Genomic DNA, 25,004 nt, shown 5'->3' on the forward strand with positions numbered 1-25,004 from the left:
CCCTGATTCCATTCAATTGTGAAGAGAAGTATCGCTTAATATAACACATTCATATTGTCGAATTCTCACGCACTTTGTCGAACAAGCACAAAAAAAGCAACAGACGCAGTAGTTCTCTACCACATCTGTTGCTCTCAATAATCGAATCATCATTACACTGATGTTCTATTCAATTGCTTAGCTTAAAACGTTCTACTACGAACCTCGAAGATCGCGAATTTTAAATAATGACCTTCATCGACGCCAAGGATTTGCGGATGGTCTTTACCAGCTGCGCGCCATTCGATGAGACGTAGTATTTTTCCAGCATCAGCAGCAGCTTCTTGAATGCTTTGCAGGAACAACTCAGGTCGCATATGGTAAGAACAGCTCGCTGTAACCAGATATCCACCCTCGTTCACAAGCTTCATCCCATGCAGGTTGATGTCTTTGTATCCTCTACTAGCACCTTTAACCGCACCTTTGGTTTTGGCAAAAGCCGGAGGATCCAGAATAACAACATCCCATGTACGTCCGCCACCCGCAGTTAACGCCACGGAAGTGTCTACTTTACCACTCTGAGCTGCGCGTGCTTGTCGCTCATTTAAACCTTTGACATTATTGCGGAGATATTCAAAAGCATCGGCGACAACAAATTCCACACGATCTTCAAAACCATTCAGCTCCACATTTTGCTTGGCATTCTCGATGGCATGCTCTGAAATATCTAGGCAAGTCACTTTTTTGGCGCCATATTTGCATGCATGGAGTGTGAAGCTACCTGTATGGGAGAAGCATTCCAGCACGGTTGCCCCATCCCAATAAGGGAAAGTAACTTCTTTACCCTTCTGATTCACTGGAACCAACTTTGTTCCTTCACCCTCTACGGATAACTCTTGCATCGTAATCCCGCTACGTTCGCCCCAACCAGTCATCAACGGCTTAATCGAAGCCCGATTCTCCCGTTGATCGAAGAAATATCCTGTCTTCTGGCCTTGCTCAATATCGACCTTAATTTTAAGGCCGTTCTCGGAAATCGTGACAAAACGTGGAGGATTCCCATAAAGAGGTCCCTTTACTGGCTCCAGCCCTTCCATTTCCCGCACAGATACGTCACTTCGCTCATAGATCCCTACAGGTCCAAGTACCTGAACAAGCGCTTCTACAATAACATCTCGACATTGATCCATAGCCAGTGTTAACAATTGAACGACTAATACATCGCCAAAACGATCCACTGTAAGTCCAGGTAGGAAGTCAGCTTCTCCATATACAAATCGGTAGGATTCCTCTTTCACAAACCGTTCACGATGCTTCAGGCAGTCACGGAATCTAGCTACAAAAAATTCAACATCCATTTGGTTTAGCGGAGCATACGATACCACGCGAACCGTAATTTGCGATGCAGGATTGTAATAACCAGTCGCCAGATATCTCCGTCGATGATCCATCACCTCAACCAAACTGCCGGGAGTTGGTTCTCCCTCCACATGTTCTATTTCATTACGGAATATCCACGGATGTCCCTGTTCTAGCCGTTTTCTGCGGCTACGTTGTAATATAATTGATCCCACGAATCGTTCACTCCTAAAAGTTTTGTTTAGCATAGCAACAATGAATACGGATCGTACAAAACTAACTTCGTAAGCATACGCTTAGTTTTGTTTAGCATTGAAGCCTTTTGATAGGCATACATATATATAACTTGTACATTTTTTCATTAAAGGGGGATACCCTAGTGTTCCGTGAAATTATAGTCCCCGTAACATTTGGACTTGCCCTGTTTCTGTTCGGCATGAAAATCATGGAGACCGCCCTGCAAGCATGGGCCGGACCCAGATTAATCAAGCTACTGCATGCGTCCACGCGGACGCCATGGACTGGACTTCTGTCCAGTACGGGGGTGACTGCGATTCTCCAGAGCAGCACGGCCATGACTGTAATGACCATTGGCCTTGTCAACGCGGGTCTGCTATCTTATGCCCAGAGTCTCGGCATCATCCTTGGTGGTAATATTGGTACTTGCCTTACCACTGAATTAATCGCTCTAGACATTTCAAGGATTGGCATTCCTTTGTTCCTTCTGTCCTTGCTGCTATGGGCAACCGCGGTCATGGGCGAAGAAATGGTGTTTATACAGAATCGCAATCTATTTCGTCTACTAAAACCCATTCAATACGGATCTTTAGCCGCTGGCGGCTTTAGCCTGATTATGATTGCTATTACCTGGATGCAATCGATTGGTCCCGCATTGGAGGCCCGTGGCATTATTGGCTGGCTGTTGGACCATGCGGCAAATAGTCTTCTCTGGGGAGCTGCTGCTGGCGCGATTCTAACCGCAATTATTCACAGCAGTGCTGCGGTCATTGCTATGACAATGGGACTTGTCGGCACCGGTGTACTCCCTATTGAACTTGGGATTGCTATGGTTATCGGTTCCAATGTAGGTACCTGCGTTACTGCGTGGATTGCGTCCATTGGTGGAACTCCGTCCGGCAGGTTTGTCGCCTGGTCACATATCATACTCAATGTACTAGGAGCGATATTGTTCCTACCGCTCATTCCAGTGCTAGAAACCGTCGCTAGCTGGATCTCCTCTGACCCTTCAGCTCAAATCGCCCATACGCAGACCATATTCAATTTGACTTGTTCATTGCTGGCGCTCCCGTTCTGTTATTTACCCGTATGGTCCAGAATGGGAGGCTCGCCAATGGATCCTTCTGGCAACCTCCCACCCACAACACAGTAAATCCTGCGTGACAGTAATTACAGTTCAACACCAAGTAACTTCAAGGCTTTTTCCAAAATAAAGTCATTATTATCATACCCTGATTTCTGCTGTTTCTCCCAAGCTTCTTTCGGTTCATACCAAGCTACTCCACGAATCTCTTCGATTTGCGGACGTAACTCACCGCCTTTGCTCTCAACAAGGTAATAATGAACTTCTTTGTCCACTTCGCCATGAACAGTATGATTATAAGTATAAGCTATAATATCAATGGGTTTATCGATTACGCCAACAACCCCAGTTTCCTCCAATATTTCGCGAAGTGCTGTTTCCTCAATCGTTTCTCCACTTTCTTGCTTCCCTTTGGCAAATGAAATCTTGCCGTAACGATCAGTAATGAGTTGGATTTGCATTTGGCCATCAGCATCGTGGCGATAGACGACGCCTCCTGCAGATATTTCTTTAAAAGACATGAGTGCACTCTCCCTACGTATAATTTTCTCATCTTGGTCTCATCCCACCCAAACCCTCCCTTACTGTAAGGGAGGGCCCCAAGGGTTGCACCCTCTGGACTCCCGCTTAGGTAACTTAGGAGGAAGTAGAGGCGCTCCTGCCCGCTGTCCCCTTTCGGGATGCGCTTTACGTTGGTGGGTGGAACGCTTTTCCCCCTTCGGGTACGTCTTACTTTAGGTGCACCCGGATCACCAGGTAGACCGGGTTGGATAGTTCTGCTGCTTTCGGGCGCTCCTAGGTTGACTACGGGGAATGAGCCGCTTGTCACCCCTTCGGGGTACGCTCTACTTTAAGGTTCCGTATAAAATGGAAATACTCCCGTTAATTTGTTAATATGACTCATCATTTCACTTATAACTGGAATAACTCCTGTTAAATCACCCGATTCACAATCATAATGGTTTGAAGCGCGAAATTAGAAGGAGGTAATCCAGTTAAGTTACTTACTGGTTCCTATGTACGCCATATTAGATGGAGAAATTCCGGTTATTTTCATTCCAGCAACTCTCCTCTTCGAGGATACACTTGCTCCGGAGCAAAGAGCTTCCCGATCCTAAAATCAACAACAAGGATTTCCTCCCCAGGCTGGGGTGAAATCCTTGTTGTTACTGTATAGGCACTATGCTAGGGCTTGTTCGGTGGCATCGTCAAGAATGCGGATTAATTGGCCTTGGCACGTGTTTACTCCAGCCTCGGTCAGTTTAACCCGGCATAGTTTGCCGGTCAAATCTTGCGGGGCATCGAAGCGGATTTGTAGGTAGTTATCGCTGAAGCCGGTTACCCGACCTTCACCGGATAATCCCTTCTCATCGCGCTCAGGAATAACATCGAGCACTTGGCCTACAAAAGTCTCTGCGTAAGCAAGCTGCATACGCTCGGACAGATCAATCAATTGATGAACACGGGCATGCTTGACCTCTTCATCAACCTGATCCTCCATCCGTGCTGCTGGTGTACCTGTACGCTGAGAATAAGGGAATACGTGCATTTCGGAGAAGCCGATCCGCTTAATCGCCTCAAAACCCTCGGCGAACATCTCATCGGTTTCACCTGGGAAGCCTACGATGATATCGGTCGTAATGGCCACCTCTGGCATGAACTGACGAATCTTCGCAATCTTTTGCTCAAATTCCTCTATGGTATATTTACGTCTCATCCGTTTCAGTACTTCATTACTACCCGCTTGAAGTGGGATATGGAAGTGGCGACACATTTTATCGGAGCCTTTGAGCACTTCCAGCATCCGATCATCGATCTGGCTCGCTTCAATAGAGCTGATACGAATACGACCCAAACCTTCTATTTTGTCGAGCTCCCATAAGAGATCAGCTAGATCATAGTTCTCCATATCATCGCCGTAACCACCGGTGTGAATTCCCGTCAGGACAATTTCTTTATATCCTGCAGCGACTAATTGACGCGCTTGATTCACAACGCTTTGTGGATCACGGCTACGAGACAGACCACGGGACCATGGAATAATACAGAAGGTGCAGAAGTTGTTGCATCCTTCTTGGATTTTCAGAAATGCCCGCGTATGATCGGCAAAATCCGGTACATCCAGCTCCTCAAACTCACGGGTTTTCATAATGTTCCGCACAGCATTGATCGGCTGCCGTTGCTCCTGAATTTGCTCCACATACGGCATGATTTTGTCACGATCCTGCGTTCCGATGACGAGATCGACACCTTCAATATCCAATATTTCATTAGGGGACGTCTGGGCGTAACAGCCCGTCACAGCAATAATCGCATTCGGATTACGACGTACCGCACGCCGGATAATCTGACGACTCTTCTTATCACCTGTATTGGTTACCGTACAAGTGTTAATCAGATATACATCAGCTGTCTGTTCGAAATCGACCTGTTCATAACCTTTACTCTTAAACAATTGCCAAATCGCTTCCGTATCATAAAAATTGACCTTACAACCCAAGGTATAAAATGCAACGGATGGCATCTCAAACTCCCCCCATTTCTCCAGATTCATACATGATGCAAGTTAGGGCGGCCATAGCAGCCGTTTCTGTCCGCAATATTCGTCTTCCAAGACCAGTGGACTTAGCACCAACAGCTTCGGCTTCAGTTACCTCATTCTCGGCAAATCCACCCTCTGGACCGACAACAACAAGTAGTTTATACGTGCGCTGAGTCTCTAATTGTTTGACGAAAGGGCTCAGCACTTCCCTTAATTGTTGACCCTGCTCTTTTTCATAGCAAATACACACTAAATCGTACTCAGGCAGAACAGATAACAGCCCTTTCCAAGAGACCGGATTCTCCACGACGGGAATGATGCTTCGATGCGCTTGTTCAGCCGCTTCTTTGGCAATTTTACGCCAACGTGCCGTGCGCTTCTCTTCCTTTTTATGATCGTATTGAACCACGGTCCGCTCCGATTCAAAAGGTAAGAAAGCAGCAGCACCGATTTCCGTACACTTCTGAATAACCGTCTCCATCTTATCGCCCTTCGGTAAGCTTTGCGCTACCGTTACATGAAGCCACGGCTCGCCCGTGGAGTTCAGGTGCTCCGTGATATCTGCGGTTACTTCATCCGTTTCAATGGAGGTAATCTCCACAATAGCTACTCTGGAGACTCCATCACTGACAATAACCTTATCTCCTGGTTTGGAGCGCATCACTTTACTGATATGACGAACATCCTCACCGAGAATTCTCACGGTCTGATCCCCAAATTGTTCTGGCTCTATAAAATAACGTTGCATGTCCATCAATCCTTGTCTCAAATTACCAAATTACATCATACAACTTTTAGATTTCGCTTTCCAGTACTTCTTCCCAGATCATCCATGTCAATTTTAGGCTCCCATGAGCATGAGGAAAAACTTAGCGAAATGCATATACATGGAATGTGCTGCCGTGTATAACGGAGAAATGGTGTATCTTTGCAATCCCGGAATAACTAGAATTAACAAGAAGATAAACATGGAGTATTGCTCAAACTTCTTAAGCGTACCAAACATAGAACGCGGAACGATATCTTCCAGAATCCGATAACCATCGAGTGGGGGAAGTGGAAGCAAGTTAAATAGGAATAAGAAAAAGTTCATTAATGTAAATAAGCCAAAAAATAATCTGATCGCTTCAAGTAGTTTATCATTTGAAATAGCATCTAATATACCAAATTGAATTAAAATGACATAGATCAGTGTACCGAGAACTCCCAGCAACAAGTTACTGAGCGGACCTGCTGCTGAGACGATAACCCCCATAAGTCTGGGTTTACTGAAATTGTCGCGATTTACCGGTACCGGCCTTGCCCAACCAAATCCAGCAATGAGCAGCAGGATAATACCTATCAAGTCAAAGTGTACGGTTGGATTCAAAGTTACCCTACCTAGCAACTTAGCCGTAGGATCTCCGAATTTATTAGCAAAATAAGCATGCGAGAACTCATGCACGGTAAAGGCAATAACCAAGGTGACCAAGTAAAAAGGAAGCTGCTCTATAGGAACCCGCAGCAATTGATTAAGAAAATCCATTACAAACTACCTCTTTCTAGCCACGAAAGCAATCCAGTCTTCATCACGAGCGGTTTCAGTAATTTCGAAACCTGCTGCAAGAAGTCCTTCCTTCACGACCTGTTCTTTATTCTTATAAATACCAGAAGCAATATAGTATCCTCCTGGTTGTAAAGCCTGATATGCGTCGTCAAGGAATAGCAAAATGATTTCCGCCAGAATATTAGCCACTACCACCCGGACAGGTAGCTTAACTCCAAGCTCTGGCACAGTTCCTTTGCCAAGTACAGACAGCAAATCACTTTCCACAACCGTAATACGGTCGTCCATGCTGTTTAATCTTGCATTCTCAGTAGCGCTGGATACAGCAACAGGATCGAGATCAAGTGCCAGCACACGCGAAGCACCTAGTAGGCATGCGCCGATTGCCAGAATACCAGAACCCGTTCCGACATCGATCACTTCATCTCCTTCTTGAATTACGCCCTCGAGTGTACGAAGGCACAGCGATGTAGTCGGATGAGCGCCCGTCCCAAAAGCCATTCCAGGGTCTAGCTCAATGATCCGCTCATCTTCACTCTCAGGTGTGTATTCCTCCCAGGTTGGCTTGATCGTTAGGCGATCAGAAACACGCAAGGGCTTGAAATATTGCTTCCAATTATTCGCCCAATCATCTTCACTAACATCTTTTACCGAGATCGTTGCTGAACCCGGATCGATATCGTATTCTCTCAATTCTTCCGTCCGCTGACTTACTTGTTTAACAACGGAATCAATATCTGTTCCTTCAGGAAAATATCCGTAAATCCATGCTTCTCCCTCCGGAATGTCATTCGGTGGAATTTCATACCACTCTCCAAGCGATGTGTCGCGTGGTTTATTATTATCAACGTGCTCATCAATGGTGACTCCACCCGCACCCGCTTCATGCATAAAGTTGGAGATCATCTCCACTGCTTCCTCCGTCGTATGTATCTTAATTTCAGTCCAAATCATTGTGTCTTTTTCCTCCTTAGCAATCTTGCATAACATTCATTGTACTATAGAATAGAAATGGTGACAAAAAAGCCGCCTAAGCGGCTTTGTTTAATGCTATATACACTTGAATTCTTACATAATCCCTCCAGCTTCTTCGATGATTCGTAATGCCTGATGATGAACCTCCTCATCCATAACAGCAGTCAATAGAACATCATGGCCCGTAGGACCTCCCTGACCACCATCACTCATCCCACTATTCGTCGGATCAGCCGCAGAAAGAATATCTGCACCAGGAAATCCAATACTAGTCTGTTGTGTAAGAGAAGCTAATCCACTTATGCTTGTTGATATCGAGTTCATAAGATCATAGGATTGACTAGGATATCGACTAAACCGATTAATCGATACATCCTGCACTCGTAGCGATTGAAGTCTCCGTGCCACATTTTCGGCTTCCTCCGGACTTTTGAAATACGCTAGAATATTCTTTTCACCCATCAAGATCCCTACTTTCTTTCTTATATAAATGATGGACTCTGCCGCGAACGCAGTTCCTTGAATGATTAGGATGTAATATATCCCTCTACTTTATTCAAAATTACATTCAACTGAATTGTGATATAGAAATTTTGAAACTATTTCCCCTTTGTGCCGTAATATTGAGTTAGACACAAACACTTACTCTAGGAGGATTTAACACAGCATGATAAAAAAGATAATGATGTTTATGATGGCCTTCACCTTAATTCTGGCCTTCGTTTCACCTGATGTAACGGATGCTAAACGAAGAGGTGGTGGATTTTCTAGACCAGGCACTTCACTTACGACCCCAAACAAATCTACAACAAGTGATTTTAAGAAAACAGACACCACTTCAAATAACAAATCAACATCGGGAACATCACAAGGAGCTAATGCAGGTAGAGGATTCTTTAGCGGTGGTAGCCTAATGAAAGGTCTTATGATAGGTGGACTAGCTGGAATGCTCTTTGGTGGTATGTTCAGTGGCATGGGATTCTTCGGTAATCTACTCGGAATGGCCGTTAACCTCTTTGCCATCTTCTTAATTGTCATGGTAATCGCTGCTTTATATCGCCGTTTCAAAAACCAACCAAGAAGACCAAAACGGATTAATTAAAAAACTGATTTCGTATACAGAACAAGCCGACATCATAATGATGTCGGCTTGTTTTTTGGTAATATTTGATTTGGCTTATTTCTGGTCAGTCTCCACGAAACGCACGCTTCACACGATCGAAGAACGATTGTTCATGCTCATGTGTATGCTCTCCGTCCATTGCCGCGATCTGCCGCATCAGATCCTTCTGCTCATCGCTCAGCTTGCTCGGTGTAACGACCACCACTTTGATGTGCTGATCACCTTGACCAATCCCCCGAAGCTTAGGAACACCTTTACCTTTGAGACGGAAATAAGTGCCGGTTTGTGTTCCTGCCGGAATTTTCAGCTTCACTTTTTCTGTTAGCGTTGGAATCTCAATCTCATCTCCAAGCGCAGCTTGAGTGAACGTCAATGGAACTTCACAATAAATATCGTCGCCTTCACGTTGGAAGAAATCATGAGTTTTCACACGGATGATGATATAGAGATCCCCTGCTGGGCCACCTCTTAAGCCGCCTTCACCTTCACCCGTCATGCGAAGTTGTGCTCCATCATCCACGCCCGCAGGAATGCGCACATGTATTTTACGCTGCTTCTTTACCGCACCATTACCATGGCATGTAGGGCACTTTTCTTTGATGATTTGCCCTTTACCACCACAGTTACTACATGCACGGCGGTTCACCATACGGCCAAATGGTGTATTCTGTACGACTTCTTGTTGTCCAGAACCATGACATACGGAACAGGTTTCCGGTTTTGTACCCGGTTTGGCTCCCGAACCAGAGCATGTATCACAACTCTCTGTTCGTGGAATCGTAATATCAGTTTCCTTACCAAATACCGCTTCTTTAAATTCAACAGTCATCGTATATTGAAGATCATTCCCACGTTGCGGACCGTTCGGATCGCGTCTACCGCCACCACCGCCGCCGAAGAACATATCAAAAATATCACCAAAGCCGCCAAAATCTCCACCACCGGAGAATCCACCGCCCATTCCTTGGTTCGGATCGATATGTCCATATTGGTCATACCGCGAGCGTTGACCCGCATCACTTAGTACGTCATAAGCTTCCTTGACTTCCTTAAATTTTGCTTCTGCATCAGCCGCTTTATTCACATCCGGGTGATATTGACGAGCCAGCTTGCGATAAGCTTTCTTAATCTCCTCATCAGAAGCATTTTTACCGAGGCCCAACACCTCGTAATAATCGCGTTTCTCAGCCATCCTTCCACCCCCACTATATCTTCTTGTACCTAACAGATTACTATATTCCCTTAACCCGGCAAAAGGAAAGTCAAAGTGCGGTGTGCCCCGCACTTTGACCTTCCCGGTTCACCAAAGTTTATTTAACTTAGGATTAATCTTGTTTCTTATCTTCGTCAACAACTTCGTATTCAGCATCTACTACGTTGTCCTTGTTAGGACCTGCTGCATTCCCTTGCTCGCCGCCTTCAGGCTGACCAGCAGCTTGTTGAGCTTGCTCATATAGCTTCACGGAAAGCTGTTGTACGATTTCAGTCAACTTCTCTGAAGCTGCATTGATTTCTTCGATGTTCTCGCCTTCCAATGCTTTCTTCAGTTCTTCCTTAGCAGCATTTGCTTTCTCTGTTTCGGAAGCATCCACTTTATCCCCAAGATCTTTAATCGTCTTATCAACGCTATAGATCAATTGGTCACCATTGTTCTTCGCTTCAACAAGCTCTTTACGTTTCTTGTCTTCATCAGCGTGAAGTTCCGCATCCTTCATCATGCGTTCAACTTCTTCATCGCTCAAACCGCTGGAGGAAGTGATGGTAATCTTTTGGCTCTTACCCGTACCTTTATCTGTTGCAGCAACGTTAACGATACCGTTGGCATCGATATCGAAGGAAACTTCAATTTGTGGTACACCGCGTGGCGCGAGTGGAATGTCACCCAACATGAAGCGTCCAAGTGTCTTGTTACCAGCAGCCATTTCGCGCTCACCTTGAAGCACGTGGATTTCTACACTTGGCTGATTGTCAGCATAAGTGGAGAACACTTGCGATTTACTTGTTGGGATCGTTGTGTTGCGCTCGATCATTTTCGTAAATACTCCACCTGCTGTTTCGATACCAAGTGAAAGCGGAGTAACGTCAAGAAGGACAACGTCTTTTACATCACCAGTTAGTACACCGGCTTGAACAGCTGCACCAAGTGCAACAACTTCGTCAGGGTTTACACCTTTATGAGGCTCTTTACCTGTCAATTTCTTAATCGCTTCTTGTACGGCTGGAATCCGAGTAGATCCACCAACAAGCACGATTTTATCAATTTCAGCAGGTGTCAAACCAGAATCGCTCAATGCACGACGAGTAGGTCCAAGTGTACGCTCTACAAGATCAGCAGTCAATTCATCGAACTTCGCACGAGTCAAGTTAATTTCCAAGTGCTGTGGTACGCCGTCAGCAACGGTGATAAATGGAAGAGAAATCGTCGTAGTTAGTACGCCAGACAATTCTTTCTTCGCTTTTTCAGCTGCATCTTTCAGACGTTGTACTGCAGCTTTGTCTTTGCTTAGATCGATACCTTGATCTTTTTTGAATTCAGCTACCAAATAATCCATAACCACTTGGTCAAAGTCATCTCCACCAAGCTTGTTATCTCCACTTGTCGCCTTAACTTCAAAGAAGCCATCGCCTAGTTCAAGAATAGATACGTCAAACGTACCGCCACCAAGGTCATATACAAGGATCGTTTGATCTTCGGATTTTTCAAGACCATAAGCTAGTGCTGCAGCAGTAGGTTCATTGACGATACGCAATACTTCGAGGCCAGCAATTTTACCAGCATCTTTAGTCGCTTGACGTTGGCTATCATTGAAATATGCTGGAACAGTGATTACCGCTTGAGAAACGGTTTGTCCTAGATATGCTTCTGCATCAGCTTTCAACTTTTGCAGGATAATTGCCGAGATTTCTTGTGGAGTATAGTCTTTACCATCAACATTTTCTTTATGGTTTGTACCCATATGTCTTTTGATAGAACTAATGGTGCGATCCGGGTTCGTGATAGCTTGACGTTTTGCAGTCTCACCAACAACACGTTCGCCGTCTTTCTTAAAACCTACGATGGAAGGAGTTGTACGAGCGCCTTCCGGATTCGGGATAACGACAGCCTCGCCGCCTTCCATAACTGCAACGCAAGAGTTCGTTGTTCCAAGGTCAATACCGATTACTTTACTCATGTGGAATATATCCTCCTTAAATGTGTTGTTATTCTATGTTTTAGTTATTCTTGATGGAATTCCGCACTATTGGCTAACTTTAACCATAGCCGGACGAAGAACTTTATCTTTCAATAGGTAACCCTTCTGGATTTCCTCCACCACAATACCTTCTTCATACTCATCGGATTCTACTTGCATGATCGCCTGATGATATTCTGGATTAAATGCTTCTCCCACCGAATTCATCGGTGTCAAGCCTTCTGCGCTCATGACGTCCATAAATTGGCGGAAAATCATTTCTACCCCTTTGGCATAAGCAGAGCCGTTTGTACTCTCATCACCTGTGGTAAGAGCACGCTCAAAATTATCAATGACTGGAATAAGCTGAGTTATCAATACGGAAGATGCATATTTTGCAAGTTCTTCTTTTTCCTTCACAGTACGACGACGGAAGTTATCATAATCAGCCTGAACGCGGAGCAGACGTTGTTGGTGCTCCTCAGCTTCTAGTCGAAGCTTCTCAATCTCACCGGTTACATCCTCAACATTTGCTGCTTCTGCTTCATTCTGTAGCTCTTCTTCAGTATGTTCTTGTTGCAAGTTATCACTCAAGTTGTTTTCTTCCTCTACATTAGAATTCACTTCGTCTTGAATTGGTTGTTGTTTATTCAAGATGTTCACCTCCTTAACATGACATAATCTAGGCAATTCATCTCAGTCAATGTAGTCGCGACAAGAGCCTTGTTAAATCCTTGGATAAAATATCCAGCATCATCATTACCCTTGCGTACTCCATCCTTGTCGGTCCCAAGATTCCTATCGTTCCCACCGCTTGACCATCAATATTGTAAGTAGCCGTAATAAGGCTGCAGCTAGCAAAGGCCTCATGATCATTCTCCGTACCAATCCGTACCTGAATACCCGATCCGGTTGAAGCCGAAGTCATCATCTTAAGCAGTTTTGGAGTTTCCTCAAGCAAATCCAAAATACTTTTCACTTTGTCAACATCTCTAAACTCAGGTTGCGTTAACATGTTTGTTGTCCCGCTGAGAAACAGTCGTTGACTTTCTGTTCCATCACTGTCGAGCGCATCGTCTAGCATATTCATCAAATCTTCGAAATGATCAATATGTCTTTGCATTTCTTGCCCAATTTCGTTGTATAATGCAGATTTCAACTTATATATTGGTACCCCGGTTAGCTTGCGGTTAAGCAGATTAACGACCTTCTCCATTTCCGAAACCGAAACACCGGCTGGAATGGAGACCGTTTTGTTCTCCACCTGGCCCGTATTCGTCACGACGATCGCCACAGCCGTATTCTCATTCAAAGGTAGCAATTCGAAGTGGCGTAACGATGTATGAAAAACTTCCGGACCCAGCAAGATGGAAGTGTAATTGGTCATTTGGGACAATATCGTACCTGCGTGCTGAACTACCTCTTCAATCGCATTCAACTTCTCGGCAAAAGACGTCTTTAAGATAACGAGTTCCTCGGAAGACAACAGATTGAATGGAGACATGTGATCCACATAGTATCGGTATCCTTTGTGGGAAGGTATGCGGCCTGCAGAAGTGTGAGGTTGTTCCAGAAACCCCAGTTCCGCGAGGTCTGCCATTTCATTACGAATCGTTGCCGGACTATATCCGACGTCCCCACGTTTGGAAATACTTCGAGATCCCACTGGTTCCGCTGAACGAATATAATCATCTACAATAGCTGTTAAAATAATTCTTTGGCGTTCTGTCAACATCATGATCCCTCCTTAAGGCCTTAAGCCGATCATTTAGCACTCATGTCTGGTGAGTGCTAATCACTAATACAAAAATACCAAACCGACCTGACGATTGTCAAGTCAGTCCAGTATCTTAAGAACAGCTATTTCATCACAACACTGTTGTTTCGCACAATTTACGCAATCCGTCCAAACTTTTTCTGGGAAAATATCCTTCTCAACGACTGTAAACCCATTTTTCAGAAAAAAGGAAACTTCATAGGTTAAGGCCATCACTTTGGGAATCTTCTGATTTCTTGCTTCCTCAATTAACTGATCGACAAGCATCGAACCCAGTCCACGTCCCTTGTGACCTTCCGAGATACCAAGCGAACGGATTTCTACCAGTTCTTCTCCCAGTCTACACAGCGACCCACAACCGACAACAACATCGTCAACTTCAGCGACGACAAAATCAGCAATCTGCCGTTCTAACACTTGACGTGAACGCGGCAACATAATCCCGCGACTGGCGTAGTCAGCAATCATTATATATAGAGGCTCCACGTCCTCAAGTCGTGCTTTTCTGGTTACAATTACGGCAGGCATCCCATCCACTCCCCGGATACGTATATAATAATACGAATAAATATACATCAGGGTGTATAAAATTTCAAGGGATTATATTAAAAATTTTTAGTAAAGGCTCAAATTAAAAATAGGCGGTTGACTTCGGAAAATCCCATTTAACAGCGATGGTAATACCCTCCAAAACGCAACGCTCCATATTTCATCAACCGCTTATTTTGGTCTCGAGCCTTAATCCACCGTCAGTATTCCAATAAACTCAGCGAACACTTCATTCCCAAATAAAATCCCTTTTTCACTAAGGCGATATCCGCCACCGTCCGAATGACGTTCCAGTAATCCGGCATCTAGCATTTTGCTAAGAGGTTTCTCAAATATCTCTTCTATAGACTTGTTAAATTGAGTTGTAAAATCAGCACTGCGGATCCCTTCTAGAACGCGCAGGCCCACCATAACAAAATCCTCCATCGCTTCCTCTTCTGACACCTCAAATTGCTGAAGGCGAGGCAATCCTGCCTTGGATGCTTCTACATAAGGATTCACACCTTTAATATTCACATGACGTTGCCGTCCTACATATCCATGTGCTCCAGCCCCAAGTCCATAGTAATCTGCGTTACGCCAGTAGGTTATATTATGACGGCTTTGCATGCCTGGTTTAGCAAAATTACTAATCTCATACTGCTTACGCCCTGCTGCACTCATCCGCTCCATAAGTAGCAAATACATTTGCAGCTCATCCTCTTCCGCAGGGAGCGGCAATTGGTTCTTGTTATACAACGTATGGAATAGTGTATTTTCTTCCACTTTTAAACTGTAGATTGAGTAATGTGGCAAGTCTAGCTCCAAAGCTTTGGTAATACTTTGATCCAGCATCTCAACCGTTTGGTTCGGCAGCCCAAACATGAGGTCAATCGACAGGTTATTCAAACCAACCTTCTGTGCATTTTCTAAACTGCGATATACATCGTCGGTATTATGAATTCGTCCGATTCCCGATAATAGCTCATTTTGGAATGCCTGTACCCCAAAGCTGACACGGTTAACACCACCATCTTTCATCACCGCTAACTTCTCAAGATCCGTTGTACCCGGGTTGGCCTCCATTGTAAATTCAATATCCGATGACCAATGACCAAAATGCTTCCGCACAGAACTAAGGAAATATTCCATTTCCTGCGGATTAAGCACCGTCGGCGTTCCTCCTCCGACAAAGATACTTTTAATCTGCCCCGGAGGGGTATGTTGTGTCGTTAGTTCCATCTCTCGGTCTAGTGCTCGTAAATAATCCATAACTGGCTGATCCTTCAGCACGTAGGAATTGAAATCACAGTAGAAGCATTTATTTGTGCAAAACGGAATGTGTATATATACAGCCTCAGGAGCAGAGTTCTCCTTAAGACGTTGAGCTGGCATTTCCTGTCCTTCTTTCTTTAACGTTTGGTCCATGGTAATGCCTCCTTCTTCTATATTATTAAAAGTTCAAAAAGTTAGATTTTCAGTTTAAACAACCTCTACTATGGAAAAAGGAAAGCCCGTAGGCTTTCCCTCTATGCTCTATTGATTCTTATTAATCATCAATCTTAAGTACTGCCATGAACGCTTCTTGAGGGACCTCCACGTTACCAACTTGCTTCATCCGCTTCTTACCCTCTTTCTGCTTCTCAAGCAGCTTACGCTTACGGGAAATATCACCGCCGTAACATTTAGCAAGAACGTTCTTACGCATCGCCTTAACCGTCTCACGCGCAACAACCTTTGTACCGACAGAAGCCTGAATAGGTACCTCGAACATTTGACGAGGAATCAACTGCCGTAGTTTCTCACAAATGATCCGTCCGCGATTGTAGGCCCGATCACGGTGCACGATAAAGGAAAGGGCATCGACTTGCTCACCATTAAGCAAGATATCCATTTTGACAAGATTGGATTTACGATAGCCGGATACTTCGTAATCAAACGAAGCGTAACCTTTCGTACCAGATTTCAATTGATCGAAGAAATCATATACAATCTCCGATAACGGAACTTGATAAATAATCGTTACCCGGGTTGTATCGAGATATTCCATGTTGACGAACTCGCCACGTTTCGATTGGCAAAGCTCCATAACTGTACCTACATAATCATTCGGTACGATAATTGAAGCTTTCACGTAAGGTTCCTCAACGTATTCGATTCTGCCAACTTCCGGATAATTGGAAGGATTGTCGATCGAGATCGTCTCTCCGTTCGTCAACATGACATGGTATATAACGCTTGGTGCGGTTGTGATAAGCGGAATATTAAATTCACGCTCAATCCGTTCCTGAATTACATCCATGTGCAGCAATCCGAGGAAGCCGCAACGGAAACCAAAGCCAAGTGCACTCGAAGTTTCCGGTTCAAAGCTGAGCGAAGCATCATTTAATTGAAGCTTCTCAAGCGCTTCGCGAAGATCGTTATAATCCGATGTTTCAATAGGATACAATCCGCAATAGACCATCGGGTTTATTTTACGATAACCAGGTAGCGGTTCTGCAGTTGGATGCTTCGCATCTGTTACCGTATCCCCGACTCGCGTGTCTCCTACAGTCTTCATACCGGCAACAAAGAATCCTACATCGCCAACGTTTAGTTCATCCACTGTCGTCATGCGCGGCATAAATGCCCCAACCTCGATGACTTCGAATGTTTTGCCCGTGGCCATCATTTTGATCTTCGAGCCCGCTTTAATCTGACCGTCAACGACCCGAACGTAAACGACAACGCCTTTATAAGGGTCATAGTGCGAGTCAAAGATCAATGCTTTGAGTGGCTGATCTGGATCACCTGTTGGTTCAGGTACCTTTTGAACCACTTGTTCCAGAATTTCCTTAATCCCGATTCCCGCCTTAGCGGAGGCATGTACAGCTTCACTTGCATCAAGCCCGATGACATCTTCGATTTCCTGCTTCACCCGGTCGGGATCTGCACTTGGGAGATCGATTTTGTTAATCACAGGTAGAATTTCTAGATCATTATCTAGTGCCAAATACACATTAGCCAATGTCTGGGCCTCAATACCCTGAGCTGCATCGACAACCAACAAAGCCCCTTCACAAGCCGCAAGGCTTCGGGATACTTCATACGTGAAATCGACGTGTCCAGGCGTATCGATCAGATTCAGCAAATACTCTTCCCCGTCATCCGCACGGTAAGATAAACGCACTGCTTGCAGTTTGATCGTGATTCCGCGCTCGCGTTCCAAGTCCATATTGTCTAGAACTTGCTCCTGCATTTCACGGGAAGACAATGCTCCCGTATACTCCAGAATCCGGTCAGCTAACGTCGATTTGCCATGGTCTATATGTGCAATAATACTGAAATTACGAATCTTCTGTTGTCTTCTTCTGATATCCGTCATCCTTACCCCCACCACAAATCCTTGAAGTACAATCAATTTATTATATCAGTTGATGGGATGGGCGGCAATGATGGCAAATAATAGGTCTCAAAATTTGGCTCAAAACCAAAATCGGTGCATACAAAATGAAACCAGTATATAAAGTTTTGTTTTGTTTAAAAAAGAACCTCCAGAGATATTCATCCCCGGAGGTTCTCCTATACCATGATAGCGTTACTTAGAGGCCCACACTTCATCAATATACCCCGTCGCGGTTCCTTCAGTTCCGTTAGGAGTAACAAACTGAATACCTATCTTTTTGACAACTTTTAGATCTTCTGCCGAAATTTTTGATAGGTCAAATTCAAAAAGCGTAAATCCTTCTTCATCCGAAATAGCTGCGTCAGTAGCATGCCAAGTCCAAGCATCCGTCACTTGAACAAACAGCTTAGCCTGAACATTAGGCACAGCTGATTCAATCTTTACCTTTGCACTAAGTTTAGTGAAGGCACTAAGATCAAGATTAGACTCTTTGGCAGCAGCAATCCAAGGATCTGTATCAGTAGATAGCCAGGAGAAGTCTACTTTTAACACATTGGACGATACCCCGCCTTCTGTATATACAGCTTGTGTTGCTGCGGATCCCGAAGTTGCTGCCCATCCTTCTACATCAGTCTCAAATCCGTACTTAACGATTGGGGTAACAGCAGCTAAAGTAATATCCTTTAAATATAACTCCGCAGTCCCCCCATCATTAGAAATATCTTCGATTTTGATTCCAATGGCTTTAATATCTTTAAGCGCATCCGCTGGGATTGCTCCTAAGGAAATGGCCATTGTTGCATATCCATTCGAGTTAACCTCTAACAAAGTGCCACTATCGTGCCAATCCCAAGCAGAACCTGTCTTGATGAATAAACGAGCCTTTGCCGTACCCTTAGACAATTTGACTTGTGCGCTGATACTATCTAATCCTGTTAAATCCAAGCTCGATGGATACACAACTAATTCAAATTCTTCATTAGATTTGCCTTCGTTGTTCTTCCCTGTATTCGTTAGATCAAATAAAGTACTTAACGCCTGTTCGGAATCTGCATAAATTGGAGCTTGTGCTTTGGCTGTATTATTCTCGAGCTTCCAGCCTACAATATCTTCCTCTGACTTGAATTCATACAACACACCGGGTGCATGACCTGTACCCTGTCCCCCGCCGTTGTCTGGAACTTCTGGAAGGGAGCTATCATACACTGCGCGAATGTCATCAAAATACAACGTGCCTGTATGTGAACTATTATCCATCGAATTCACATAAAGATTAAAATTCTGCACTTTTTTCAGATTGACCTTATTGACTGGTCCACCTGAGCTCCAACTTGCCACTACAAAATCATCAAATGGAATAAGCAACTCACCTGAACTGGACGGTTCCAATACAGGATAAGCTTCATATGCTACTCCGTTCATGTTCATTTGAATGACCAATTTCTGCGGTTTGCCTTGCTCTGCATAAGAATTCACACCGTCTGTAGCAACCCATAAATGGAGAGCATTATATTCTGACCAGTTAACGGAACCTAGGCTTTTCCCTACTCCCGTATACCCGGCAGTACTCAGAGCGTATTGCAATTGCATACCATAATCCCCGGTACCCTTATGATCCGAGCTTAACGAAACGCTAACATCGTCTCCACCGGCTTTTGGATACTTCGCGGCTACTGCATCATTGCTTCCATTATAGGATTCGAAATCATCAACAAGTGAAACATCAACCACAGGAGCTGTATAAGTGCTATACAAGCTAATGTCATCGGCGTAAATGGATAAGCCGTCTTGTGAAACTAATCCACTACCCACGAACGAAATCGCTAACCCCGTAGCTTCTGCCGATTTCTCTGGATTATCCAGTTCGATGTCAACATTATATTTATAATATGGAATTCCCGAAATTTCGACTTGCTCAAGCTCAGACAACGATTTATACGTCGTGTTCATTCCGTATTTACCGGTCTCACTCCAATCGGGAGGAAGCTGAACCACGGCACGAATTCCCGCATTTTGTCCATCATTCTGAGCTGACTCTGGAATCAATGCATTGAATTTAACACGCTTAACCTCTGATAAGTTAACTCCCGTCAACGATTCTGCCGTAAGTTCTAGCTTTAATTCTTGCCATGTATCACTTGCTACCAAGCCGTCCGAGACCCCAATCTCCAGCTTGCCATTGCCATCGATAATGGAATGACCTAGTCCCATATGAATCGTGTCCGGATAGGTTCCATTATTCTGAATCTGATTTATCGTATCTGGAGTATCAAAAGTGAGTTGTTTGATCAATAGTTCCCCAACTTTGACAAACACCGAAATATTTTGTTCTAGGTTAGAGCTACCTGTACCATAAGCCCGTACTGTAATATCTGCCGATTTCCCATTCAAACCAGCCTCCGGCGTCCAAGGTGCTGAATAATATCCGTCGCTATCTAATGTCATTTCGATCTCTATTGCAGTTGAGCCACTAATGGTATACGTAACCTTAGTCGGTACAACATTCAGCACTTTAGCTCGAATGATTGTATTTGAATCTGTAACCGTACCAATATTAGTCGGTGAGACGATATGCATAAATGGTTGTTTTTTAGACACCGTAACCTGACGATGGTATACATTCTGTGCTTTAACTTCACTTACAAACGCTGTATAAGGATCTTTATAGAAGTTAATGAAATCGGGAAGTAATTCATGATCACCTAACGTCGCTGCATTGTGATACGGCACATATAAATTATTACCTTCGCCGAAATTCGCCCAAGTCAGCATATAGGCAATTTTTCGGGCATCAGAATCACTTTGAATCGCTTTTAAAATCTTCGTGAACCATTCTTTTTCATTGTTCCCCGTTGTTTTCATACCCGCTGCGCTGTAGCCGTATTCGGATAAGGTTGCGATTTTCCCTTTACGATCAGCCAGCTTGGAGATCATCTTCAAATCCTTCACAAGACCATTCAAGAACCCTTCACTACCCGCATTATCCTTGTTATCATATTGATCCATTCCAAGGATATCCACATAGTAATCACCTGGGTACGTCGTTAAGTATTCATTCTCGTTTCCATTAAACGGTCCATTTGGAGAATACACATACAAAAAGTTGCGAACTCCCTTGGTATCTCGTAAATACTCAACGGTATATCGGTATAACTCGATATATTCGCTTTTAGTTGTTGTTGAAGCACCCCACCAGAACCAACCCCCATTTTGTTCATGGAATGGGCGGAATAATACAGGGATCAGCTTCCCATTATCATCCTTCAATTGGTTTGCAAAGCTCGCAATGCGGTCCAAATACTGTTTGAACTCACTGTTCTTATCCCCACCCGGCAAAATACGTGTAACAACTGACTGAGTGGCACCTTCAGTATTTGATGTATCTTTAAAATCGCCACCAGTAACAGGGTTGTATGGATGTGTACTTAAAGTAACAATTCCCCCAAGATCATAGGCTTCTTTCATCGCTGCTGATAGACCTTTGCGACTAGCTTCATAATCACCAGATACACCTGGTGGATTCTCATATCCATCCAGACTGAGCGTATCCCAACCGAACACTGCTGGATAGTCTCCAACGGAATTTTTCACATCTGAAATGACTTTTCCTTGATTATCCTTACCAGCAAAAGATACGGTCGTGTCATGTTGGTGACCAAACAAAACATTTTTACCACGGATTTCATTTAGATAGCTAAATAATGACTTAGTCTCAGCTGTGGCTTGTGAATCAACTAGATGGATGCTAGCGTTCACTGAACCGCCACCTGAATTATCAGATCCCCCACCTGATCCACTGCTACTATTGCTACCAGTTACCACGGACCCATTACCGGATGAGATGACTGGTTGAACCTTACCTTTATTTATTGACACTGTTGTATTAGCGGGTATTAATTGTCCATTTATCTTCACCCCGTCCACTAATACAGTTAAGCTAGTGATACTTCCCTCTCCGTCAATCGTTGTCCCACTTGCCCCACTTCCGATGACTAGGCTGGTAATCGTCGCACCATTAGCGATCAGTATTGAAGCTGGAGCATTCATCTGGATACTACCGATGGATGTACCACTTTCCAGCTCAAGTATAGAATTACTGTTCACTACGATCTGATCTATCTTAGTTGTTCCTGAGACCAATACACGAACTTTACCGTCCGGACGATTAACGATAACTCTCGACAAGTTAGCTTTTTGGAGTTTGATAGAATGCTCTCCACCACCGGAAATAAACGTTGTTCCTTGTACCGTTACGTTATCTAACGTTATGTCCCCGTCTCCAATACCTGCTGCCAGATATAAATTCCCGGATATTACGGTATCTTTTAAAATTATATCCTCTTGATTGATAATGGTATGATTATTGATCTGGCCACCTGTAACTGTTCCCGCCGATGAGAAGAAACCTGGAACTAGCTGATCCAGTACTTTCATCAGCTCCGCTCTTGTAATCGTTTGATTCGGTCGGAATGTCCCATCAGGATAACCTCTTACCACATCACCAAGCGCATCTACTGCAGTAAGTGCATAAGAATCAATGGATGAGGCATCCAAGAACGATTTCGCTCTATTTTGATTGTCCGATTCTAATGATAAAGCCTTTGCGATGATAGTTACGGCATCTTGTCTTGTTAAGGAACTAGAAGCTTTAGCCAAATTCCCAGGGTACCCTTCATAATACCCAGCCTGTTTGGCAATAGAAAAAGCATCATAATACCAAGATCCAATTGATATATCTGAGAAGTTCTGTTCTGATTTCGTCTCATAACGAAATAGCTTGTTTATGATCGTAACCAATTCAGCTCGATTTACTTGATCATTAGGATGGAATGAACCATCAGGGTAACCCTGTACGATTCCTTGACTTACCCATCGATCCATACTGCCCTGAGCCCAATGCTTCGTAAAAGACGCTGCAGATACACCGTTACCGGGGATTACTATCATACTCAATAGCGTGATGACTAGAAACAAACTCATTCCTTTTTTAGCAAATCTCATGTTCTGGCCTCCTTATTTTTCAGTATGAAGACATATTTATATAAACCCCCTTATTATTTAACAAATAAAGGAAATGTCACATGCCCTTATTTGTTACGGGAGATTGAATTAGTCTAGTCATCCTCACACTGCAAGCGCTATCATTAGCGCGCAAACATTGCCAATCTTTCTTTCAACCGAACAGATGCATTCTCTAATTTTGCAGACAGTTCAACCAGTACTTCACTTACGTTCTCTTGTTCACCACTAAGCGAAGCAACCTCCTCTGATGAGGCTGATGATTGTTCTGCTACTACGCTAACATTACCCATCGTTTTTACTAATACGATCTGTGATTGTTGTAGACTATCAATTGAAGTAGTGACAGATTCCAGGCGATGTATGAAGCTATCCATTTGCTCCTGTACCGAAATAAAAATCTCGTTCGTACCTTTTACTGCTTTCATTTGGACTCCATACAGAGGGATTACTTCTGACAACACGTTCACTGTATCGTTCATCTCACTCATGATGCGATCCGTAATTTGCCGTACCATGTCGATGGATTGTCTGGACTGTTCAGCCAATCCCCGAATCTCGTCAGCGACAACCTTGAATCCTTTACCGGCAACTCCAGCTCTAGCCGCCTCAATCGTGGCATTGAGCGATAATATATTTGTTTGCTTCGTTATGTTTTGTAGGACCTCAAGTATCTGTAGAACAGAAGATGCCGTCTCATTAAGACTGCTTACCTTTCCTAACAAGATCTCAGTTGATTGTTCGGTCGATTGAGTGGTCTCAAGCAATGCTTCAAGCTGAGTAATTCCGCGTACACTAGATTCCCCTACTGCAAGTGCAGCGTTATTCATAGCTCTGTTAGCCTCAATCACCCGCCCCATTTCATCAGAGAATTGTTCCGTGAACCCGTTCCCCCGCTCGGCTTCAAGGGCTAGATTTGTAGCACCAATCGCAATTTCTTCAGTAGCTACAGCAATCTCCTTAGCAGATATAGCTGTCTTACGCGATGCATCACTAAGTTCACCGGCTGTGTCCAACACCTCAATGGCCGTTAAATGGGTCTGTTCTACCAATGAGGTAATCTGTTCCATCATATCGTTGAAGGAAGAAGATAATTGACCAATCTCATCCTTCCCACGTTGCTTCATTCTAACGTTCAGGTTACCTTTAGCAGCCCGCTGCATTAGACCTTGCATCGTTCTTAGTGGATCTGCAATCGTCTTCGCCATCCAAATTCCGATAAATAGAGCGATAAGTGCAACAATTCCGGCTGTTATGTATGTAGTAGAAATTATTTTGTTGACGTCCTTCACCAGATAAGCAACAGGTAAGGTACTTACTAGTTTCCAATGGGTTAGACCAATGGTACTGTACACGGTCAGTACCGGTCTTCCGTTTACATCTTTCCCCTTCAAACTTCCCTGTTCTTTCTGCGACTCATTCCCAGCAAAAACCGCTTCAGAGCTAAATGACCCCGTATCATCTGAAGAAGCAATCATTTGTTTGTCGGATGTAACCAATTGGAGGAGCGACTGTCCTCCCAAATCCGCCTTTTTTAGTTCATCGGTCATGATCGATGTTCTCATGTCGACGACTACGACGTAAGAGCTATTCCCTCTGGAATTCGCTAATGTCTTCGCTAGACGAAAAATGGAAGGAGGCTGATCTTCGCTTCTACTCTCTCCGGCCAGCCATAAGGATTGCTTCGTTTCCATTAATGTCTTGTACCATTCATGATCTTTGACTCCATCAAGAAACTCCTCATCAGCTGTCCCGTACACGACATTGGCCATTATATCGTTCTTGGGAATGATATACGCGGCCAGAACACCAGGATTAGCAAATACCCAATTACCTAACGCTGCCGATATTTTTTGCTTGAGAACGATTTGTTGCCGACTATCTGTACTTTCTAATGAAGCTTGCCTGACCATATCCTGGAGCTCGCTGGTAAAAAGGGATTGCTGAAGCGAATCCTCATATCGTTGCAAAATAAGCTCCAGCTTCTCTGCCGTCAGGCTCACGGCCTGCTGATTAGCCAATTGCGCATTATTCTGGATGGTATTCTTAGACATGTTGTACGATACAAGTCCCAGACTCAGTACAAAGACCATGGTCGCGAAAAAAAAGATGACAAACAAACGAGCGCCTACCGATTTCGAAGGATTAAAGCCCATATTTCCGAGCCAAGATTTCTTTACATTCGTCGTCGCTTGAAGTGAATTCTTCATCTCTATCACTTGCCTCCTTGTAAAAGCCTTGTACGGATGCTTATCGATCTAGTGAATCTAGGAAACC

19 protein-coding genes are annotated in these 25,004 nt (G+C 44.1%); 3 read left to right on the forward strand and 16 right to left on the reverse strand.

Annotated elements, in window-relative coordinates; genetic code table 11:
- Nucleotides 1–182 precede the first annotated feature (182 nt).
- Nucleotides 183–1,553, reverse strand: coding sequence for a class I SAM-dependent rRNA methyltransferase (locus IEW05_RS14725; RefSeq protein WP_188540009.1), 1,371 nt, complete (start codon nt 1,551–1,553; stop codon nt 183–185).
- Between the two features lie 164 nt (nt 1,554–1,717).
- Between IEW05_RS14725 and IEW05_RS14730 the strand changes: the two genes are divergently transcribed.
- Nucleotides 1,718–2,728 carry a Na/Pi cotransporter family protein gene (locus IEW05_RS14730; RefSeq protein WP_188540011.1) on the forward strand — a complete coding sequence of 337 codons (1,011 nt, stop codon included), beginning with the start codon at nt 1,718–1,720 and terminating at the stop codon, nt 2,726–2,728.
- 17 nt (nt 2,729–2,745) lie between these two features.
- Here IEW05_RS14730 and IEW05_RS14735 read toward each other — a convergent pair whose 3' ends face one another.
- Nucleotides 2,746–3,180, reverse strand: coding sequence for an NUDIX hydrolase (locus tag IEW05_RS14735; protein ID WP_188540013.1), 435 nt, complete (start codon nt 3,178–3,180; stop codon nt 2,746–2,748).
- Between the two features lie 159 nt (nt 3,181–3,339).
- Between IEW05_RS14735 and IEW05_RS25635 the strand changes: the two genes are divergently transcribed.
- Nucleotides 3,340–3,513 (forward strand): hypothetical protein, encoded by a 174-nt coding sequence (locus tag IEW05_RS25635; RefSeq protein WP_194434128.1) that lies wholly within the window; start codon nt 3,340–3,342, stop codon nt 3,511–3,513.
- Between the two features lie 326 nt (nt 3,514–3,839).
- Here the strand turns inward: IEW05_RS25635 and mtaB are convergent, their stop codons facing one another.
- The 5 genes from mtaB to IEW05_RS14760 form a co-directional block, all read right to left on the reverse strand.
- On the reverse strand, nt 3,840–5,183 hold the full coding sequence (gene mtaB / locus IEW05_RS14740; RefSeq protein ID WP_188540015.1) for a tRNA (N(6)-L-threonylcarbamoyladenosine(37)-C(2))-methylthiotransferase MtaB: 1,344 nt from the start codon (nt 5,181–5,183) through the stop codon (nt 3,840–3,842).
- Between the two features lies 1 nt (nt 5,184).
- Nucleotides 5,185–5,949 carry an RsmE family RNA methyltransferase gene (locus IEW05_RS14745; RefSeq protein WP_188540017.1) on the reverse strand — a complete coding sequence of 255 codons (765 nt, stop codon included), beginning with the start codon at nt 5,947–5,949 and terminating at the stop codon, nt 5,185–5,187.
- Nucleotides 5,950–6,042: 93 nt separating this feature from the next.
- Nucleotides 6,043–6,726: a site-2 protease family protein gene (locus tag IEW05_RS14750; RefSeq protein ID WP_188540019.1), complete on the reverse strand. Its 684-nt coding sequence runs from the start codon at nt 6,724–6,726 to the stop codon at nt 6,043–6,045.
- A 6-nt stretch (nt 6,727–6,732) separates the two neighbouring features.
- On the reverse strand, nt 6,733–7,701 hold the full coding sequence (gene prmA, locus IEW05_RS14755; protein WP_188540021.1) for a 50S ribosomal protein L11 methyltransferase: 969 nt from the start codon (nt 7,699–7,701) through the stop codon (nt 6,733–6,735).
- A 114-nt stretch (nt 7,702–7,815) separates the two neighbouring features.
- Nucleotides 7,816–8,184: a hypothetical protein gene (locus IEW05_RS14760; RefSeq protein ID WP_188540023.1), complete on the reverse strand. Its 369-nt coding sequence runs from the start codon at nt 8,182–8,184 to the stop codon at nt 7,816–7,818.
- 205 nt (nt 8,185–8,389) lie between these two features.
- Here IEW05_RS14760 and IEW05_RS14765 point away from each other — a divergent pair, with 205 nt between their 5' ends.
- The gene (locus tag IEW05_RS14765) at nt 8,390–8,824 is read left to right on the forward strand and encodes a hypothetical protein (protein ID WP_188540025.1); all 435 of its coding nucleotides are present in this window, start codon (nt 8,390–8,392) and stop codon (nt 8,822–8,824) included.
- An 85-nt stretch (nt 8,825–8,909) separates the two neighbouring features.
- Here IEW05_RS14765 and dnaJ read toward each other — a convergent pair whose 3' ends face one another.
- The 9 genes from dnaJ to IEW05_RS14810 all read right to left on the reverse strand — a co-directional run bounded on the left by dnaJ (nt 8,910) and on the right by IEW05_RS14810 (nt 24,937).
- Nucleotides 8,910–10,037 carry a molecular chaperone DnaJ gene (gene dnaJ, locus IEW05_RS14770; RefSeq protein ID WP_188540027.1) on the reverse strand — a complete coding sequence of 376 codons (1,128 nt, stop codon included), beginning with the start codon at nt 10,035–10,037 and terminating at the stop codon, nt 8,910–8,912.
- Nucleotides 10,038–10,170: 133 nt separating this feature from the next.
- A complete protein-coding gene (gene dnaK, locus IEW05_RS14775) occupies nt 10,171–12,018 on the reverse strand; it encodes a molecular chaperone DnaK (RefSeq protein ID WP_188540035.1) in 1,848 nt (615 codons plus the stop codon).
- A gap of 66 nt (nt 12,019–12,084) precedes the next feature.
- On the reverse strand, nt 12,085–12,672 hold the full coding sequence (gene grpE, locus IEW05_RS14780) for a nucleotide exchange factor GrpE (protein ID WP_188540038.1): 588 nt from the start codon (nt 12,670–12,672) through the stop codon (nt 12,085–12,087).
- A gap of 46 nt (nt 12,673–12,718) precedes the next feature.
- The gene (gene hrcA, locus IEW05_RS14785; RefSeq protein ID WP_188540890.1) at nt 12,719–13,753 is read right to left on the reverse strand and encodes a heat-inducible transcriptional repressor HrcA; all 1,035 of its coding nucleotides are present in this window, start codon (nt 13,751–13,753) and stop codon (nt 12,719–12,721) included.
- A 102-nt stretch (nt 13,754–13,855) separates the two neighbouring features.
- Nucleotides 13,856–14,323, reverse strand: coding sequence for an N-acetyltransferase (locus IEW05_RS14790; RefSeq protein ID WP_188540040.1), 468 nt, complete (start codon nt 14,321–14,323; stop codon nt 13,856–13,858).
- 210 nt (nt 14,324–14,533) lie between these two features.
- Nucleotides 14,534–15,718 (reverse strand): radical SAM family heme chaperone HemW, encoded by a 1,185-nt coding sequence (gene hemW / locus IEW05_RS14795; protein WP_229753445.1) that lies wholly within the window; start codon nt 15,716–15,718, stop codon nt 14,534–14,536.
- Between the two features lie 154 nt (nt 15,719–15,872).
- On the reverse strand, nt 15,873–17,687 hold the full coding sequence (gene lepA / locus IEW05_RS14800) for a translation elongation factor 4 (RefSeq protein ID WP_188540044.1): 1,815 nt from the start codon (nt 17,685–17,687) through the stop codon (nt 15,873–15,875).
- Nucleotides 17,688–17,900: 213 nt separating this feature from the next.
- Nucleotides 17,901–22,709, reverse strand: a complete 4,809-nt coding sequence (locus tag IEW05_RS14805; RefSeq protein WP_188540046.1) for a glycosyl hydrolase — start codon at nt 22,707–22,709, stop codon at nt 17,901–17,903.
- A gap of 143 nt (nt 22,710–22,852) precedes the next feature.
- Nucleotides 22,853–24,937: a methyl-accepting chemotaxis protein gene (locus tag IEW05_RS14810; protein ID WP_188540048.1), complete on the reverse strand. Its 2,085-nt coding sequence runs from the start codon at nt 24,935–24,937 to the stop codon at nt 22,853–22,855.
- Between the last annotated feature and the right edge of the window lie 67 nt (nt 24,938–25,004).

This window comes from Paenibacillus segetis (assembly GCF_014639155.1).
Taxonomy (GTDB): domain Bacteria; phylum Bacillota; class Bacilli; order Paenibacillales; family Paenibacillaceae; genus Fontibacillus; species Fontibacillus segetis.